The organism is Bombilactobacillus sp. ESL1187, from assembly GCF_058107155.1.
In genome coordinates this window covers 705,937-722,308 of sequence record NZ_JBYLTZ010000001.1, presented here as the reverse complement: position 1 = coordinate 722,308, position 16,372 = coordinate 705,937, and the positions used below count along the sequence as shown (strand labels likewise).

General features: G+C 39.0%; 17 protein-coding genes. 13 read left to right on the top strand and 4 right to left on the bottom strand.

Annotated features, from left to right (window positions below):
- Positions 1–18 precede the first annotated feature (18 nt).
- Positions 19–993, top strand: a complete 975-nt coding sequence (locus AC3B5B_RS03595; protein ID WP_489769325.1) for a S66 family peptidase — start codon at positions 19–21, stop codon at positions 991–993.
- On the opposite strand, the gene AC3B5B_RS03590 is transcribed toward AC3B5B_RS03595, so the two are convergent.
- The gene (locus AC3B5B_RS03590; RefSeq protein WP_489756945.1) at positions 975–1,490 is read right to left on the bottom strand and encodes a GNAT family N-acetyltransferase; all 516 of its coding nucleotides are present in this window, start codon (positions 1,488–1,490) and stop codon (positions 975–977) included. The genes AC3B5B_RS03595 and AC3B5B_RS03590 overlap by 19 nt on opposite strands.
- Before the next feature lie 186 nt (positions 1,491–1,676).
- Here AC3B5B_RS03590 and rsmG point away from each other — a divergent pair, with 186 nt between their 5' ends.
- The 7 genes from rsmG to AC3B5B_RS03555 are packed head-to-tail and all read left to right on the top strand — an operon-like array spanning position 1,677 to position 7,012.
- Positions 1,677–2,393, top strand: coding sequence for a 16S rRNA (guanine(527)-N(7))-methyltransferase RsmG (gene rsmG / locus AC3B5B_RS03585; RefSeq protein ID WP_489756946.1), 717 nt, complete (start codon positions 1,677–1,679; stop codon positions 2,391–2,393).
- A 30-nt stretch (positions 2,394–2,423) separates the two neighbouring features.
- Positions 2,424–3,254: a nucleoid occlusion protein gene (noc, locus tag AC3B5B_RS03580; protein ID WP_489769324.1), complete on the top strand. Its 831-nt coding sequence runs from the start codon at positions 2,424–2,426 to the stop codon at positions 3,252–3,254.
- Positions 3,247–4,014 carry a ParA family protein gene (locus AC3B5B_RS03575; RefSeq protein ID WP_489756948.1) on the top strand — a complete coding sequence of 256 codons (768 nt, stop codon included), beginning with the start codon at positions 3,247–3,249 and terminating at the stop codon, positions 4,012–4,014. Before noc ends, AC3B5B_RS03575 begins: the two co-directional genes overlap by 8 nt.
- Positions 4,004–4,858 carry a ParB/RepB/Spo0J family partition protein gene (locus tag AC3B5B_RS03570; RefSeq protein WP_489756949.1) on the top strand — a complete coding sequence of 285 codons (855 nt, stop codon included), beginning with the start codon at positions 4,004–4,006 and terminating at the stop codon, positions 4,856–4,858. The genes AC3B5B_RS03575 and AC3B5B_RS03570 overlap by 11 nt, the downstream gene beginning before the upstream one ends.
- Positions 4,859–4,868: 10 nt before the next feature.
- Positions 4,869–5,120, top strand: a complete 252-nt coding sequence (locus AC3B5B_RS03565) for a DUF951 domain-containing protein (protein WP_489756950.1) — start codon at positions 4,869–4,871, stop codon at positions 5,118–5,120.
- A gap of 15 nt (positions 5,121–5,135) precedes the next feature.
- Positions 5,136–6,236 carry a redox-regulated ATPase YchF gene (gene ychF / locus AC3B5B_RS03560; RefSeq protein WP_489756951.1) on the top strand — a complete coding sequence of 367 codons (1,101 nt, stop codon included), beginning with the start codon at positions 5,136–5,138 and terminating at the stop codon, positions 6,234–6,236.
- Positions 6,237–6,244: 8 nt separating this feature from the next.
- Positions 6,245–7,012 carry a DUF1129 family protein gene (locus tag AC3B5B_RS03555; protein ID WP_489769323.1) on the top strand — a complete coding sequence of 256 codons (768 nt, stop codon included), beginning with the start codon at positions 6,245–6,247 and terminating at the stop codon, positions 7,010–7,012.
- Positions 7,013–7,399: 387 nt separating this feature from the next.
- Here AC3B5B_RS03555 and AC3B5B_RS03550 read toward each other — a convergent pair whose 3' ends face one another.
- The gene (locus AC3B5B_RS03550; RefSeq protein WP_489769322.1) at positions 7,400–8,596 is read right to left on the bottom strand and encodes a YhgE/Pip domain-containing protein; all 1,197 of its coding nucleotides are present in this window, start codon (positions 8,594–8,596) and stop codon (positions 7,400–7,402) included.
- A gap of 135 nt (positions 8,597–8,731) precedes the next feature.
- Here AC3B5B_RS03550 and AC3B5B_RS03545 point away from each other — a divergent pair, with 135 nt between their 5' ends.
- Positions 8,732–9,259: a TetR/AcrR family transcriptional regulator gene (locus tag AC3B5B_RS03545; RefSeq protein WP_489769321.1), complete on the top strand. Its 528-nt coding sequence runs from the start codon at positions 8,732–8,734 to the stop codon at positions 9,257–9,259.
- A 219-nt stretch (positions 9,260–9,478) separates the two neighbouring features.
- Here AC3B5B_RS03545 and AC3B5B_RS03540 read toward each other — a convergent pair whose 3' ends face one another.
- On the bottom strand, positions 9,479–10,168 hold the full coding sequence (locus AC3B5B_RS03540; RefSeq protein ID WP_489756955.1) for a GTP pyrophosphokinase: 690 nt from the start codon (positions 10,166–10,168) through the stop codon (positions 9,479–9,481).
- A 148-nt stretch (positions 10,169–10,316) separates the two neighbouring features.
- Here AC3B5B_RS03540 and AC3B5B_RS03535 point away from each other — a divergent pair, with 148 nt between their 5' ends.
- The 3 genes from AC3B5B_RS03535 to AC3B5B_RS03525 all read left to right on the top strand — a co-directional run bounded on the left by AC3B5B_RS03535 (position 10,317) and on the right by AC3B5B_RS03525 (position 14,544).
- Positions 10,317–10,880 carry a TetR/AcrR family transcriptional regulator gene (locus AC3B5B_RS03535; RefSeq protein WP_489756956.1) on the top strand — a complete coding sequence of 188 codons (564 nt, stop codon included), beginning with the start codon at positions 10,317–10,319 and terminating at the stop codon, positions 10,878–10,880.
- A 34-nt stretch (positions 10,881–10,914) separates the two neighbouring features.
- On the top strand, positions 10,915–13,314 hold the full coding sequence (locus AC3B5B_RS03530; protein ID WP_489769320.1) for a YhgE/Pip family protein: 2,400 nt from the start codon (positions 10,915–10,917) through the stop codon (positions 13,312–13,314).
- A gap of 285 nt (positions 13,315–13,599) precedes the next feature.
- Positions 13,600–14,544 (top strand): 3-hydroxyacyl-CoA dehydrogenase family protein, encoded by a 945-nt coding sequence (locus tag AC3B5B_RS03525; RefSeq protein ID WP_489756958.1) that lies wholly within the window; start codon positions 13,600–13,602, stop codon positions 14,542–14,544.
- A 132-nt stretch (positions 14,545–14,676) separates the two neighbouring features.
- Here AC3B5B_RS03525 and AC3B5B_RS03520 read toward each other — a convergent pair whose 3' ends face one another.
- Positions 14,677–14,997 carry a DMT family transporter gene (locus AC3B5B_RS03520; RefSeq protein ID WP_489756959.1) on the bottom strand — a complete coding sequence of 107 codons (321 nt, stop codon included), beginning with the start codon at positions 14,995–14,997 and terminating at the stop codon, positions 14,677–14,679.
- Between the two features lie 339 nt (positions 14,998–15,336).
- On the opposite strand from AC3B5B_RS03520, the gene AC3B5B_RS03515 reads away from it, so the two are divergent.
- Positions 15,337–16,368, top strand: a complete 1,032-nt coding sequence (locus tag AC3B5B_RS03515) for a PTS sugar transporter subunit IIC (protein ID WP_489769319.1) — start codon at positions 15,337–15,339, stop codon at positions 16,366–16,368.
- Positions 16,369–16,372 lie beyond the last annotated feature (4 nt).

Here is a 16,372-nt window from a genome sequence, read left to right as displayed (position 1 = left end):
TAAAAGAAAGTGAAAAATATGAAAATAGGAATGTTTTCAGCTTCAACACCCATTAGTGCACTCGCACCTCAGCGCTACTTACGAGCGGTTAATTTCTTGAAACAACAAGGTGTTTCGGTAGTGGCAGGGTCATTAACCGGACAAAGCGAGTTTTATCGTTCGGGCTCAATTCGGCAGCGTGCACAGGAAATTAACGAATTAATCTATCGGGAGGATATCCCTATTTTAATGGCTGCCATTGGTGGCAATAATACTAATTCAGTTTTACCCTATGTGGATTTTTCTTATTTAAACCGGCATCCCAAGACGATTATCGGTTATTCGGATACGACAGCCTTACTTTTAGCTGTGCAAGCGCAGGCTCCCAATTGTCGGGTGATTTATGGTCCGGCAGTGGTGGCTTCCTTTGGTGAATGGCCACCGTATGTGGATTTGATGTGGCAAGATTTATTAGCTGTTTTACAGGCTAGTACAACGGTAACTTTACACCAACGTCCATATTGGAGTGAGGAAGCTATTAATTGGGAGAAGTGGCAACACCCTAAAAAGCGCCATGCTAATCACTGGCATTATACAGTAACTCCTTATTTAACAGGTCGCGTGATGGGCGGCAATTTAAATACCATGGCGGGGATTTTTGGTACGAAATATTTTCCACGGCTGCAAACAGGTGACATTTTACTACTGGAAGATGCACAAAAAGATGCGGCGACGGTGGAACGTAGTTTTGCGCATCTAAAAATAGCGGGAGTCTTTGACCGAATTGGCGTTATTATTTTGGGAAAGCACGCCTTGTTTGACGATCAACAAAGTCACCAGCGCCCCATTGATATTTTACAAGAGGTCCTTAATAATCCTGACTTACCAATTATTTATGATTATGATAGTTGTCACACAGTGCCAATGTTGCCTACTGTTTTGGGAGCACAAATTCAGATTGATGCAGTTTCTAAAACAGTACAGTTTGATGTAACTCACAAATTTAATTCATAAACCCACCGCAAAGCATGTTGGTTATCTAGCAATTCAATCGTTCCCCGTTTTTGAAAACCAGTTTGTTCAATTAAATGTTGCATGCGTAGATTTTGCGGATGCGTATCAATGCGTAAATTTTGGTAACCCTGTTGATAAGCTTGCGTGATTAAATTAGACATGAGATAACGGCCCAGCTGTTGGCCGCTAAACTGTGGATTAACGGTAAAGCGGTGAATAACAGCATAAGGCTCATGACTGTGATAGTTGTTATTGGCTAAAGTTTGATAATTAGGATCAGGGCCATTAATTAGCGCTGCAGTACCAACAACTTGTTGTTGTAAACATAACGACCAACTGGCGTGTTGAGTGATATCCTGCTGGATTTGACGAATATTAGGATGGCCATCTTGCCACTGGTTGATGTGATCTTTTGCGAGAAGTTGTTGCGCGGCGGTAATGAGGGTTTGAATTTGCTGTAAATCATTATTTTGGGTTAAACGTAAAAAAGGTAACATAAAAGTCCTGCTTTCTATAAAACTTTGATTCCAGACAGCTGCGGAAAAAGAGCTAATTCTTGGGGTTAATTTTACTATAATGTTTGTTAAAAAAACATGTATAATAGTAGACAGTTATTGCGTTTACTAGCTAATTAAGATAGGATAATTGTGAAACATAAGCTATGTTTCACGTGAGGAGTTTACATGAGTCCGCAAGAATTTCAACAAGCCTTAAGTAAGGAAGGGGTTAATTTGTCATCCCAACAATTGACCCAATTTCAGCTATACCTAGATTTATTAATTCAGACCAATAAAGTGGTTAATTTAACGAGTATTACCGATCCCGCTGAAATTTATGTTAAGCATTTTTATGATTCGGCAGTAGCTCTCTTGGTGCAACCACAGTTACAACAAGCTGTGAGTTTAGCCGATATTGGTTCTGGCGCTGGTTTTCCAGGCTTAGTTTTAAAAATTATTAATCCTCAGTTGCAGTTAACGATTGTCGATTCGTTGCAAAAACGGATTAATTTTTTGGAGCAAGTCGTGCAAACTCTCCGGTTAGATAATGTCCAGTTGATTCATGCGCGTGCAGAAGAATTTGGCCGCCAAAAAGATTATCGTGAACACTTTGATTTTGTGACGGCGCGCGCGGTGGCTAAGTTACCCGCATTATTAGAATTGTGTTTGCCAGTGGTGAAGTTAGAGGGGACTTTTATTGCTTTAAAGTCTCAACAAGCACAAAATGAACTTGATCAAGCACAAAATGCTTTACAGGTTTTAGGTGGTCAAGTTACTAAATTACAACAATGGCAATTGCCGGAGCAAGCGGGGTTACGCGAATTAATTTTAATCAAAAAAATCCATAAGACACCAGCTAAATATCCCCGCAAGCCCGGAACGCCCACGAAACAACCGTTATAAGAGTTTTTGTCATAGTAGGAGGAGTACGGAGTGTCATTTTGGGAACACTTTAAAGAGAAAAATGGCCCTACCAAAACGGACCAAGTTCAAGAAATTCCGTTAGCACAAGTGATTGTTAATCGCTATCAGCCACGGCAAAAATTTGATAATGAGAAAATTTTAGAGTTAGCGCAGTCTATTGCTACTAATGGTTTATTGCAACCAATTATTGTGCGGTTAACAGCTGATCAAAAGTATGAGTTAATTGCTGGTGAACGGCGCTTTCGCGCTATTAGTCAGCTACAATGGTCCAAAATTCCGGCCATTGTACGCGATTATGATGACCAACAGTCGGCTTCATTAGCTTTAATTGAAAATTTGCAACGACAAGATCTCAATCCGATTGAGGAAGCCCAAGCTTATCAAAATTTGATGCAAATGAATCATTTGACGCAAAAGGATTTGGCGAAACATTTGGGTAAGAGTCAATCTTATATCGCTAATAAAATTCGCTTATTAAACTTAACCCCCACCGTGCAAACGGCTTTAGCCCAGGGGCAAATCTCTCAACGTCACGGCCGTGCCTTATTACAAGTACCGGTTGCGCATCAAAGTCAGTTATTAGCGCAGATTCAAGCTAAACACCTAACGGTGCAACAAACGGAGCGTTTAATTCAAAAAGAGCAACAACCAGCGCCTGCTAAGCAGCATAAAAAAATTCGGGCCTTAACTTCGAAAAGTTCACAATTAGCCATTAATACTGTGCGCGATTCAGTGAAATTGGCGCGAAAAAATGGAGCACAATTTGTTTACCAAGAAACAGAAACTGACCAAGAATATCAAATGATTATCACAATTAAAAAGGAGAACAAGCATGGTTAAAGTAATTTCACTCGCCAATCAAAAAGGTGGCGTTGGTAAAACAACGACGACCATTAACTTGGGTGCTTGTTTATCTGAACTAGGACAGCGAGTATTAGTCATTGATATTGACCCGCAAGGCAATGCCACTAGTGGTTTAGGTATTAAGAAAGTTGATGTGGCACAAGATATTTACGATGTCATTATTAATGAAATGCCCTTGAAAGATACAATTATGCATACGCAGCGCAAAAACTTGGACATTGTGCCCGCTACTATTCAATTAGCGGGGGCCGAAATGGAACTAACTTCAATGATGGCCCGTGAAACCCGCCTCAAGGAGGCCGTTGGTTCGATTGCTACTGATTATGATTACGTATTGATTGATTGTCCACCTTCCTTGGGGCAACTGTCTATCAATGCTTTTACTGCTAGCAATTCAATTATTATTCCAGTACAAAGCGAATACTATGCTTTGGAAGGATTGAGTCAATTGTTAAATACGATTCGCTTAGTGCAAAAACATTTTAATCCCGATTTAGCCATTGAAGGTGTGCTGTTAACAATGTTTGACGCGCGAACTAATCTTGGGACCCAAGTGGTAACGGAAGTACAAAGTTATTTTGGAGATCACGTTTATAAAACGATTATTCCACGGAATACTCGTTTAGCCGAAGCTCCTAGTTATGGTTTGCCGATTATTGATTTTGATCGTAAGTCACGGGGAGCGGAGGTCTATTTGCAATTAGCCAAGGAGGTTATGAACAACGATGCCCGATAAAAAGAGAAGCGGCTTAGGTCGCGGAATTGATGCCATCTTTTCGGATTTTGAAAATAATGAAATTAGTTCTGAAAATGTTGTTGAGATTTCCTTAGAAGCCATTCGTCCCAATCCGTATCAACCACGTAAAAGCTTTGATCAAGAAGCTTTAAATGAATTGGCGCAATCAATCAAAGAAAATGGCGTGTTTCAACCGATTGTGGTGCGTAAAAGTGTTAATGGCTACCAGATTGTAGTGGGGGAACGCCGTTTTCGCGCTAGTAAAATAGCTCAACGGCAAACAATTCCCGCCATTGTTCGGCAATTAGACGAAAGCCAAATGATGGAAATTGGCGTTTTGGAAAATCTCCAGCGTGAAGATTTAAATCCGATTGAAGAGGCACAGGCTTATCAAACTTTAATTGAAAAATTGCATTTAACGCAGGAACAAGTGTCGGAACGTCTGGGCAAAAGTCGTCCTTATATTGCAAATTATTTACGCCTACTCAGTTTGCCTAACCAAACGAAACAATACTTAATTAATGGTCAATTGACGATGGCGCAGGCCCGGACTTTATTGACTTTTAAAGATCCACAAAAAATTGATCAAGTAGCGAAGATGGCCGTCCAACAAAGCTTAACTGTGCGACAATTAGAAGCAATGGCTAATCAACCTGTGAAAACCAAAAAGAAAATAACCAAATCTCCCTTCATTCGGGCCACTGAAGAGCAGTTGGTTGATAAGTTTGGCACTAGTGTGAAGGTGACCGATGGCAAAAATGGCAAAGGTAAAATTCAAATTGATTTTTCTTCGACGAAAGATTTAAATCGAATTTTAGATTTATTAGACATTTCTGTTGATTAAGGGGGCCAATATGTATCAGCTAGGTGATATTGTTTTAATGAAAAAACCGCATGCTTGTAGCTATAATCGCTGGGAGGTTGTGCGCTTAGGTGCCGATATTAAGATCCGGTGTTTAGGCTGCGGCCACCAAGTGATGATGCCTCGGGCGGAATTTAATAAAAAATTCAAAAAAATTATTACCAAAGAGCACGAAGTTAAAACCGCTCAAGAAGAATTTTATATCGCAACTGCAAAACTAAAAATACCTAATCAATTAAATTAATAAGGAGTTTAGATCATGGCTTTAACAGCAGGAATCGTTGGTTTACCTAATGTTGGTAAATCAACTTTATTTAATGCAATTACCAAAGCAGGAGCAGAAATGGCTAATTATCCCTTTGCCACTATTGATCCCAATGTCGGGATGGTTGAGGTGCCAGATGCGCGTTTAAAGCGGATTGATGAATTAATTCCCGCTAAGAAAATTGTTCATACCACATTTGAATTTACGGATATCGCCGGGATTGTTAAGGGTGCTAGCCAAGGTGAAGGTTTGGGTAATAAGTTTTTAGAAAATATTCGCCAAGTGGATGCAATTGTGCACGTGGTGCGGGCCTTTGCTGATGATAATATCACTCATGTCAATGGTAAAATTGATCCCTTAGACGATATTGAAACGATTAATTTGGAATTAAGTATTGCGGATTTAGACAGTGTTAATAAACGCTTAGCTAAAGTGGAAAAAGTAGCACGCACCAAAGATAAAGCGGCAGTGGCAGAATTAGCCGTTTTACAAAAAATTCAACCAGTCTTGGAAGCAGGCGGTGCCGTGCGGAGTATTGATTTCAGTGAGGAAGAGCAGCCAATCGTTAAGGGGTTATTTTTATTAACCGCCAAGCCAGTTTTATATGTAGCTAATATTGCTGAAGATGACATGGCCGATCCTACTCAATCACCATATTATCAACAAGTTGCAGACTATGCCGCAAAGGAAAATGCAGAAGTGATTGGTATTTCAGCCAAAACGGAAGAAGAAATTGCGGAATTAGATGATGATGAACGCCAAGTCTTTTTGGAAGCTGAAGGTGTAGAAGAATCCGGGTTAGATCGGTTGATTCGTGCTAGTTATCATTTACTAGGTTTAGCGACGTTCTTTACGGCTGGTGGTCCAGAAACCAGAGCTTGGACGTTTAAGCAAGGAATGAAGGCTCCCCAAGTGGCTGGAGTAATCCATTCAGATTTTGAACGGGGCTTTATTAAAGCTGAGACGGTTTCGTATGCCGATTTAGACAAATATGGTAGTATGCAAGCGGTCAAAGAAGCTGGACGTTTACGGCTTGAAGGTAAAGATTATGTAGTTCAAGATGGCGATATAATTGAATTCCGGTTTAATGTTTAGGAGTAGCTATGGATCCCAGAGATAAAAATAAACAAGCACAACAACACCAACAAGAACAACAGCAGCAACGTACTCAAAAACGAGAACATCAATTAGAAGTTGAAGAGCAAATTAAAGATGCCACGCCCGAACAATTACGTCAAAAACTAAGTAATAAAAATGAAGATTACTTATTTCGGTTGCAAAAAGGGCTGACACAGCAAGGAAAAACGTCACAACAAGCCCAAACATTGGTTGATGGTTTGCTACAAGAAGTCCTTGATAATCAAATTAAGGGGATTCCGGCGCGCCAACTTTATGGTTCCGTAACGACGAAAATCGATTCGTTGATTCATAAAAAGGCGCCGAAGGCTACAGCTTCCAATACACCGACTTGGCAAATGGCGGTGGATAATTCCTTGTTATTTGTAGCGATTTTTGCCATTATGTATGGAGTGATGAGCTTATTCATTAAGCATCCTAGTCGGCAAAACCAAAGTGGAATTTTATCTATTTTAGTGATTGCGATTGTTTGGGGCGTTTTATTCGGTTGGTTGAATAAACGCATGTTAGCAGAGGATCACAAACGCGAACCTTTCTGGAAAACCATTTTGATTATCATTATTGGTTTGTTGATCATGTTCTTTGTCTGGATGTTAACGGTGCTTGTCCCACCAGTCCTCAATCCGATTTTACCAGCTTGGGCTGAAATAGTAATTGCCATCGTAGCTTATGCAGCTCGCTGGGGCTTTCGGAAGTATTATCATATTACGTTTAGTTCGTTTACCGGACGGTAGAAATTTTAATTTTTGGAAATAATAGAGATTGAAGTGAAAGTGGCTGTTTTAAGCTTTTACATTCAATCTTTTTCTTTTGGAGAAAATTGTCCTAAAAACGGCTGGTATACTCGAGAAAAGTTTTGGTAATTGCTGGCAAACCTAATTAAAAATTGCCGTTGTAATGAAAGAAATTAATTAATGTTATTGTCCCAACATCCTGGTTTTATTTACAGATGCCTAGCTGGGTTCCATTATTGTTTGTTACAGGTTATCTAGAGTAGTTACTTTTGCTTTAATTTTAGTGGTTATTTTCGGTATTAAGCTCATATTAATATACAAAAAAGAGCAGGACAAAAAGTTGCTTACTTTCGTTCTGCTCTTTTTACTGACTGAAAATAGTTGATTCTAAGCAGTGACGGTCTTATCTTTTTGTCCTAGACTAGCTAAGAACATTACAATTAAGCTGATAATGCCAATCACAACCATGATGCTCATCATACTACCAGTTGTGGTACCATTGGGTAGATAGAAAATATTGGTTAAAGCTTCCATTGGGAATTTAATTGGGGTCCAACTAAAGATAAAGTCTCTTTGGAATGCGGTCAAGGCTTCCTTAGGATAAGCAGCAACAGCTATTGATAACATCCAAACGGCCATCGCGATTAATTGACCGCCCATCCCCAACCAATCAAAGAGGGCACTGAGTAAATAGAAAAAGACTAAGACTGAAGTAAAGAGTATTCCGAGATAAGATCCAGTATTTGGAATTGGTACGGAGAAGGCACTGCTAATTCCGTAAATAACAAAAGTTACGATAGCAGCTAATAAAATACCAGCGACAGCTTGCTGTCCTACTAATCTAGTGGTTAAACGCTTGGTCTTAGTTTGAGCTTTCAAATAGCGCCATAGCATCATGTTACCCATCATGGCTCCAATCCAGATAAAGACCGTGGTCATCATTGGCATCATGCCACTCATTGATTTATCAGGTACTTTATTGATATTCTTAACTTGGGTCACCATTAAATTATTGAGTGCGGAGTAAGCTTGTGGTGACAATTTAACGGATTTTTGAGCAAGTTGTAGGTTGATTTGTTTACTCATTCCTGCGTTTAATTTATTAATTAAGACCGGGAGACCAGTAGTTAAAGCAGAACTGGCTGAGACGTTCGAACCTTGGCTAACAATGATTTTAACTTTAATCGGCTGTGGCGCAGTTGGCTCAGGCTTGTTGGTCATGTTGGCGATAGCCACTTGCTGTACGTAAGTGCCAATTTGTTTTTGTTTTTGTGAGAAATCCTTTGGAAAAACAATAATTCCGTAAGCCTTGTGTTCGTTAATTGCCTTTTTGGCAGTTGAAACAGAATTTTTTTTAATAAATTTGATTTTGGCATCTTTTTTGGTGCCAGCATCATGTAATTTATCAGCGATTTTCTGGGACTGGGGACCTTTGTTCAGATCAACCACTGCCACGGGTAATTTTTTAACAGCTACGTTATTGCGGACACCGATTTGAATACCACCTAAAAAGGTTACCATTAAGGTGGCAGCAATTATCGCAATCCAAAAGCCTTTAGCTTTTAAGAAATTGAAAAATTTCATACTTGTGAAAACTCCTTTGCTTGTGTGATTGTTCCATTTTAGCCACATTAATATTAAAAATCATTAGTTAATTTTTCTGAAAATGTTCGTTTTGCGACATTTTTAAGCAAAGTGCTCACTATTTGAGGAGAAAATATGGATTTACGTAAAAAAAAGACAATAAAAGCTATTGTAGAGGCCTTTATAGAATTGGTTAATAAAAACGGCTATCACAAATTAACGATTAATCAATTAGCCCAAAAAGCAATGATTAATCGCAATACGTTTTATAACCATTTTGAAGATAAAGAAGATTTAGTAGAAAAATTAAGTCAGAGATTTATTGTGGATTCTAAGGATGTGTTAGACAACGCGATCACAAACCAAAGTGCTGAGCACATTCATTATTTTTTTGAACATCGTGAGTTGATTCAAGCACTATTTAATAGTAAATTTTATTCACAACATCAAGATTTTGAGAGTCAATTGGCGCAATCTTTTAAAGAATTATTACACCAAAAGTATCAATGGTCGCCGGATTCATTACAGTCGTCGTTGGTTAGTATTAATGCTATTTCTGTGATTAAGTATATTGTCTCGACTGAGATCGAAATTACGGCTGAACAAATTAATCAAGCTCGTCAGGCAATGTTTTCGGTAATTAATCAAGGCGCCGATAAATAATTGGAATATTCAAAGAGCGTTGTTCAACTTCTGCTTGGAAGTTGAACAACGCTCTTTTGCTGAAGCTAAATGGGAAAAATGACCTTCAACGATTTCATCAGGAACATTTTCAGGCCAGTAGACTTGGCTTCAAGCAATTTGCATAGTCACATAACTTTCATAAATTCGGCTGATGATAACCTTATGATTAATGATCATGATAAAAATATATGGTAGGAACTATTTATCTAAATCTTTAGCAATTTGTTGCATTCCGACTTCAATATCGTTGATCCGCTGGGAGTATTCGCCGAGCTTATCAGTATAGGTATCAGCTTTAGCGGTACTAGTTAGGTTTTTATAATGTAATTTATGTTCGAGGCTAGCCCACATGTTCATGCCGCTAGTGCGTAACTGCACTTCTACGGGAATATCTTTGTGCGTTTGATTGGCTAAAAAGACCGGGACACTAACAACTAAGTGCAACCCACGGTAACCGTTAGGTTTAGGGTGATTTAAGTAATCTTTGCTTTTGATTAATTTGACGTCGTCTTGATTAATTAAGGCTTCTTTAACGCGCAAAATATCATCCAGATAATTGGTAATAACACGAATGCCAGCAATATCGAGCATGTTTTTATTGATACTTTCAATTGAATAAGGGAGCTGTTTGCGTTCTAGTTTATCAAATAAACTGGCGGGACTTTTGATTCGCTCTTCAATGAGATTAATCGGATTGTGATGGTGCGTGATGGAATACTCATCATCTAAGTTTTCTAACTTCGTGCCGATCTCTTTAATGGCAGAACGGCGTAACATATATAGGTTAATTAGTTGAGTGAGATCAATGTCGTGATCTTTCATGAGGACGGAACTAATCTGCATTTCAATTTGGTCAATACTTAAAAAATTATTACGTTCTAGAATCATAAGAGAACCTCCAATGTTCATTATTATAAAACTTTTTGTTTGGTAGAACTATTTTGAAAGTTTGAAGATTTTGTGCTTGAAAGCCGAAAAAATTTATATTAAAATTACACATTGTAATATTGTTTTTACAAATATAAGGAGATGGAAAATGGTTAATCGACGTGTAACTAAGGAGCAGATTGTTCAAGTTGCGCAGCAAATCGTTTTTGATGATGGCATTCGTTCGCTATCATTTCCACTCATCGCCCAAAAATTGGATATTCGTTCGCAAACTTTGTACAATTACTTTAAAAATCTGCAAGATTTAATCAATCAGATTGGTGCGGACTTTATGGACAATTTGTATCAATTATTTATGGATAATTTGCTTGGTCTGTCCGGCAAAGCGGCGTTTCAAAAGTATGGGGAAGTGGCCCATCATTATTTTGAAAGTCAGGGTAAACTGGTGGAACTAGTTTATGAAGTCCATCGCTTTAGTCATGATAGCCTGTTTTATCAAAAGACAGCCCGTAATTGGCAAATCTTGGATAAATTGGTCACGGGGGTGCATTTGAAGCATATGCATGCGAAAAATTTTGTCCAAACTTTTATTAGTGCGGTACTCGGCTTTACCGCTATTGAAATGATGGGCTTCTTACCATCTGAGCAAAAGCAACGCCAACAGTCATTTCAAGAACTACTGGCTTTGCAGCTCAATGAAATTATTGAATAACTAAGAGAAATTAATAAGGAGTAGTTTGTTATTTATGATTAAAAAAGAATGGAAATTTATTGGCAAACATCATATGATTTGGATTTCATTGATTGCCATTGCATTAATTCCCTTTTTGTATTCCATTTTCTTCTTGCGTTCAGTTTGGGATCCGTATGGTGAAACGCAACATCTTCCTGTCGCCGTGGTTAACGAAGATAAGCCAGTGCACTATGAGGGGAAAAAGTTAGCGGTAGGACAGCAAACGGTTAAAAAATTGAAAAAAAATCACCAGTTAGGCTGGCGCTTTGTCTCCGCTAAACAAGCAAAAAAGGGTCTGAAAGATCAAAAATATTTTACAGTGGTGACGATTCCGAAGGATTTTTCTAAAAATGCGGCAACTGCTTTAGACAAACATCCTAAGAAAATGAAGTTACAATACCAAACTAATGATTCCTTGAATTATATTGGCAGTGTGATTAGTCAGATGGGAGTTACTAAGTTAAATTCGCAAGTTCGATCTGCGGTCACTCAAGCTTATGCGCAGGCCATGTTTGCTGGTTTAAATGTGATTACCCATGGCATGCAACAGGCAGCGAGTGGTGCTAGTCAACTCAACGTTGGTACGGTCACATTGAGTGATGGTTTGAATCAATATACGGCGGCAGTATCCCAGGTTAATGACGGTGTGCAAACTTTGAGTTTAAATGTTGCGCCATTAACGAACGGGATTGCGCAATTAAAACAACAAGTGCAACCTCTAGCAAGCAGTGTCAGCCAATTAAGTAACGGTGCCAATCAATTAAGTTCCGGCTTGGCCCAGTTACAAAATGCTGTGAGCGCGAGCGCTTCTGGCAGTCAACAAGCACAATTACAACAAGTTGTTGCGGCTTTACCTCAAATCAATTCTGGTTTGCAACAATTAAATCAAACCTTACAACAAACAAATACTGGTGCCTTAGGTAATTTTCAAAATAATCTAGCAGGAATTGGTAGCCAAACACAAACGATTGGTAGTAATTTACAACAAGCTAGTCAAACGTTGGCCAGTTTGAATACAAATGCCGGTAGTGGAGTTGATGTGGCAACCAGTTCCCAAGCAATTATTGGCCAAATCAATCAAGAATTAGCTAATCAAGGAACGCCACTGACGGCTGATCAACAAGCGATTGTTAGTCAAGCGGTACAATCTGGTTTAGCTCAAGGAACTGATAGTAGTGCTTCCAGTGACTTGCAACCAGCTTTACAAAGTGTAGCTGGTAATTTGCAAGCAGCCAGTGCCGCTACACAAGGCATTGGAGCTAACTTACAAGCAGTGCAACAAGCACAACCGCAATTACAACAAATTCAAGGTCAATTAGGTCAACTACAAGGTAGTGTCCAACAATTAGCGCAAGCTTCTAACTTAGCCTTACCAGGTGCCAGCCAGGCAATCAACCAATTGAACTCGGGTGTGCAAGGTATTCAAAGTGCTTTAAATGGTACGGGTACACAAGCAGGTTTAACTTCGGGTGCTAATCAATTAGCTAGTGGTTTGTCACAACTTAATCAATCTGTACCGACATTAACTAACGGGATTGATCAATTAGATGCTGGTAGTCAGCAATTGGGTTCAGGTGTGCAACAGCTGGCTAGTGCCACCGGCCAACTGGCATCCAGTGGTGAGCCGTTAACCGCGGGTGCGCAACAATTACTCAGTGGTAGTGGTCAATTAGGTCAAGCCTTGAATCAAGGTTCACAGACGTTAAGTCAAATTAAACCAACTACTAAAAATGCCCAGATGATGGCTGCGCCGACTAAGGTTAAACAGCATCATTACAGCCGCGTATCTAATTATGGTCATGCGCTAGCACCGTATGTATTGTCAGTGGCATTATATGTTGGTTCTATCGTCTTTAACTTTATTTATCCGATTCGTCGTGTTTCTGAGACAGGAAAACCTTCTTGGCAATGGTTCTTAAGTAAAATTAGTGTGGGAGCAGTGATTGCTGTCGCAATGGGCGTGTTAAATGCAGGCTTGATGTTAGTCGGTGGACTGCAACCAGATAATTTAGGCGAGTACTTTACGATTGCCATTTTATTCTCGCTGACGTCGATGTTCCTAATTATGTTTTTGGCGATGTTATTAGATAATCCAGGACGCTTTTTAGCAATGGTCTTGTTGATGCTTCAATTAGGCGGTTCTGGTGGAACTTTCCCTATGCCAATTACGAGTCATTTTTATAATGTAATTCATCCTTACTTGCCAATGACTTATTCAATTAATGGTTTTCGGGAAGCTTTGACTTCGGGATTAGGTTACAATACCTTTGTGCAAGCAGTGATTGTCTTAGTATCAATTATCGTGATCAGTTTGGCTTTGTTATATTTAAGTATGGATTTCTTACAACGAAAGCATCTTGCTGGTAAATCTGAACTAGATGGTAATCAAGATTTACAAGCAGTGGAAAAGTAAGCTGAAATTTTTCATTGATAGTAACAATTTAGAACTAAAAGCACTCAGAAAAAATATAAACTGCTGACCCCTAGAGCAGTGTGATGTTCGTATCATTTGATACGAACATTTTTTTGTCGCGTCTTGTTTGAACAGCTGAAGGTTCGTAAGGTTACTCTCCACTCGGCTTCAGAAAGTCACACCAAGTTACACTTGTAATCGTTACCGAACCAGACTATGATGAAGCTAGGGGAAGATATGGGTTAAATTGATTATTTGACGTTTAATTAATTAGGAGGCTAATTGATGAAGTCAAATCTAATAAACAACTGCTGTATCGTTGGTTCCAACAAATTGGGTTGTTCTTTAGCAATTCAATTGGCTGGGTCCGGTTACCAGGTTAATTTAATCGTACCGCAAGCTGATTTAGATACATGCCACCAAAAGATTCAACAACAATTAACGGATTTGGTGCAACAAAAATTATTACAAACAACTTTGACAGAAGTTTGGAATTATATTCATCTAGTAATTCAAGCTGCCACCGCTTTTCAAGATGCAGATATTGTATTTGTTACCAATCATATGACGATGCTCGCGGAACAGCATTTTTGGCAGGAAGTTGAACCCTTGGTCAGTCAAAACGCCATCTTGGCTGACTGTAATACTTACTTGTGTCCGACGGATATTCAAAAGCAATTACAATACCCCAAACGTTTTGTGGGACTATGTTTTGGCTATCCAGTTTATTTAATCCCGCTAGTAGAAATTATGTCTGGGCAATTGACCGCTCAAGCGGTCGTCGAACACTTAATGGATTGGTTTATTTCGTTAAATAAAAAACCGGTGCATTTAACTGCTGAGGGGGCAGGCTTTATTAGTGAGCGCTTAGAAATGGCAGTGCTGAGAGAGGCTACTTCGTTGATTGATCACGGCGTAGTGGATGCCCAAACGATTGATACGATTTTTAAATATGGTTTAGCCCGTTATTGGCAAACTGCGGGTCCACTAACACAAGCTGATGTAATTGGTTTAGATGTGTTGGAGCGTTTGAGCAGTTATCTTTATTCTAATTTGTCCAGTGCTAAACAGACGGACTGGGTTTTGCAAAATAAAGTTATGACGGACCAACTAGGCGTTAAATCTAAGCAAGGTTTTTACGCGTGGGATCAAAAAACTATTTCCAAAATGCAAGAACAGTCCTATCAAGTTTTGCTGCATCAATGTAAATTTGATCAAAAACAAGCTTAAAAAAGCAAGTCCCAATTACGGTTGAATGGCTGGTAATTGGGGCTTTTTGATTCTATTACTAAGAAAACGTTTCACGTGAAACGTTTGAGAACAACCATAGTTGTCCAAGAAAAAATTTACTAGAAAGTTAGGTCAATGGTGATTGAATAAATTAACTAAGATGACGCCCATGAGGATCAACAGTAAACCTAAAACACTCATCCAATTTAATTTTTCATGCCATAATAAGACGCCAATGATGGTGGTGGCAATAATCCCCACGCCTGACCATAACGCATAAGCAATACTTAGGTTGATACTGCGTAATGATAATGACAGACAGTAGAAACAAATTCCGTAAGAGATTAAGGCCCCACCAGTAGGAAATAATTGGGTAAAACCATTTGAGGCTTTCAGTAGTGAAGTACCGATGATTTCACCAATGACGGCAATGAGCAAGTATAAATAACTCATAAAGTTTCTCCTTCATAATTAATAATCATTACTTTAAAGAGGTTATCCGCGGAAAGCAAGCAATATAAAATTAAAAAAAGTTCTTGCTTTTTAATCAAAAATTAAGTATGTTTAATTAAAATTCAATTTGAGGTGAACATGATGCGTTTAAGTATTAACCGACAGTTGAATATTCATTTTTACCGGTACTTTCGATCGTTGATCTGAGTACCAGTATTCTTTGTTATACGACTACACAGATCAAAACATCATCTTTTGAACTGTGTAGTGCTGGAGTAAGAAGTCAAAAGCCTGCATGGTCAAACATGTAGGCTTTTTTAGTGTGATGGAGGAATCAAAATGGCAAATGTTAAAAAAATTTGTTGGGAAACAATTAATGGTTTATCGACGGGAATTGTATTAGCCTTGGTCCCCGGAGTCTTAGTCAGTTTATTGGTGAAATGGCTAACACCCATCTGGCCACAAATTCAAATTTTAAACTTTTTAACGGGAGTTGCGACCAGCTTATTACCAGTGATGGGCGGAATTTGTGTGGGGATGACTGCAAAATTAACACCCATTCAAACTGGTGCCGTCGCTATTGCGGCTATGTGTGGCGCCGGAAATGTAAAATTAAGTCATCAACAGTTAGTGGTCCAAGGTAGTGGTGATGTGATTAATATAGCGATAACGATTATGCTTGCTGAGGCGGTGATCTTATATTTAGGCCAAAAATTAAAAGCTTATACCATTTTATTGGTCCCTTTAATCGTCATTGTCATTGCTGGAGGAATTGGCTTAGTGACGTTGCCTTACGTCCAACAAGTAACGGCCTTCATTGGCTTCGGGGTTAAACAATTAATGGCTTTTCAACCAATTGTAATGGGAACTTTAGTGGGAATGACTTTTGCTTTATTGATTTTGTCCCCCATTTCTTCAGTGGGAATCGCTTCGGCCATTGGAATTAGTGGTGTAGCTGCTGGTTGCGCTAATTTGGGGATTACGGCGGCTAGTTTTGCCTTAGCAATTTATGGCTGGCAGGTTAATTCCATTGGCACGTCGTTGGCCCATTTTTTAGGCTCACCCAAAATGCAGATGCCTAACTTAATGGCCAAGCCGAAGTTATTAATTCCGGTATTGATTAATTCTGGTCTCCTAGGAGCTGTAGGCGCCATCTTTAAAGTGACTGGAACGACACAAAGTGCAGGATTTGGTTTTTCTGGTTTGATTGGTCCAGCTAAGTCCTTAGAAACAATGGGCGCTACCAGTTCTAACTGGATTATTGTTTTAAGTTTATTTCTGTTCTTACCCATTGTCCTGGGATTAATTAGTAATCGAATTTTTAATCATCGACTTTTTAATAGTCACGATTTTCAATTATCCTTTACGTAAAAAA

Excerpts from the sequence above, each read along its gene's own strand:
- AC3B5B_RS03530 (WP_489769320.1), top strand. The coding sequence starts at position 10,915 with ATGATTAAAAAAGAATGGAAATTTATTGGCAAACATCATATGATTTGG.
- AC3B5B_RS03540 (WP_489756955.1), bottom strand. The coding sequence starts at position 10,168 with ATGATTCTAGAACGTAATAATTTTTTAAGTATTGACCAAATTGAAATG.
- AC3B5B_RS03550 (WP_489769322.1), bottom strand. The coding sequence starts at position 8,596 with ATGAAATTTTTCAATTTCTTAAAAGCTAAAGGCTTTTGGATTGCGATA.
- AC3B5B_RS03515 (WP_489769319.1), top strand. The coding sequence starts at position 15,337 with ATGGCAAATGTTAAAAAAATTTGTTGGGAAACAATTAATGGTTTATCG.
- AC3B5B_RS03590 (WP_489756945.1), bottom strand. The coding sequence starts at position 1,490 with ATGTTACCTTTTTTACGTTTAACCCAAAATAATGATTTACAGCAAATT.
- AC3B5B_RS03535 (WP_489756956.1), top strand. The coding sequence starts at position 10,317 with ATGGTTAATCGACGTGTAACTAAGGAGCAGATTGTTCAAGTTGCGCAG.
- AC3B5B_RS03570 (WP_489756949.1), top strand. The coding sequence starts at position 4,004 with ATGCCCGATAAAAAGAGAAGCGGCTTAGGTCGCGGAATTGATGCCATC.
- AC3B5B_RS03565 (WP_489756950.1), top strand. The coding sequence starts at position 4,869 with ATGTATCAGCTAGGTGATATTGTTTTAATGAAAAAACCGCATGCTTGT.
- rsmG (WP_489756946.1), top strand. The coding sequence starts at position 1,677 with ATGAGTCCGCAAGAATTTCAACAAGCCTTAAGTAAGGAAGGGGTTAAT.
- AC3B5B_RS03575 (WP_489756948.1), top strand. The coding sequence starts at position 3,247 with ATGGTTAAAGTAATTTCACTCGCCAATCAAAAAGGTGGCGTTGGTAAA.
- AC3B5B_RS03520 (WP_489756959.1), bottom strand. The coding sequence starts at position 14,997 with ATGAGTTATTTATACTTGCTCATTGCCGTCATTGGTGAAATCATCGGT.
- ychF (WP_489756951.1), top strand. The coding sequence starts at position 5,136 with ATGGCTTTAACAGCAGGAATCGTTGGTTTACCTAATGTTGGTAAATCA.
- AC3B5B_RS03555 (WP_489769323.1), top strand. The coding sequence starts at position 6,245 with ATGGATCCCAGAGATAAAAATAAACAAGCACAACAACACCAACAAGAA.
- AC3B5B_RS03545 (WP_489769321.1), top strand. The coding sequence starts at position 8,732 with ATGGATTTACGTAAAAAAAAGACAATAAAAGCTATTGTAGAGGCCTTT.
- AC3B5B_RS03525 (WP_489756958.1), top strand. The coding sequence starts at position 13,600 with ATGAAGTCAAATCTAATAAACAACTGCTGTATCGTTGGTTCCAACAAA.
- AC3B5B_RS03595 (WP_489769325.1), top strand. The coding sequence starts at position 19 with ATGAAAATAGGAATGTTTTCAGCTTCAACACCCATTAGTGCACTCGCA.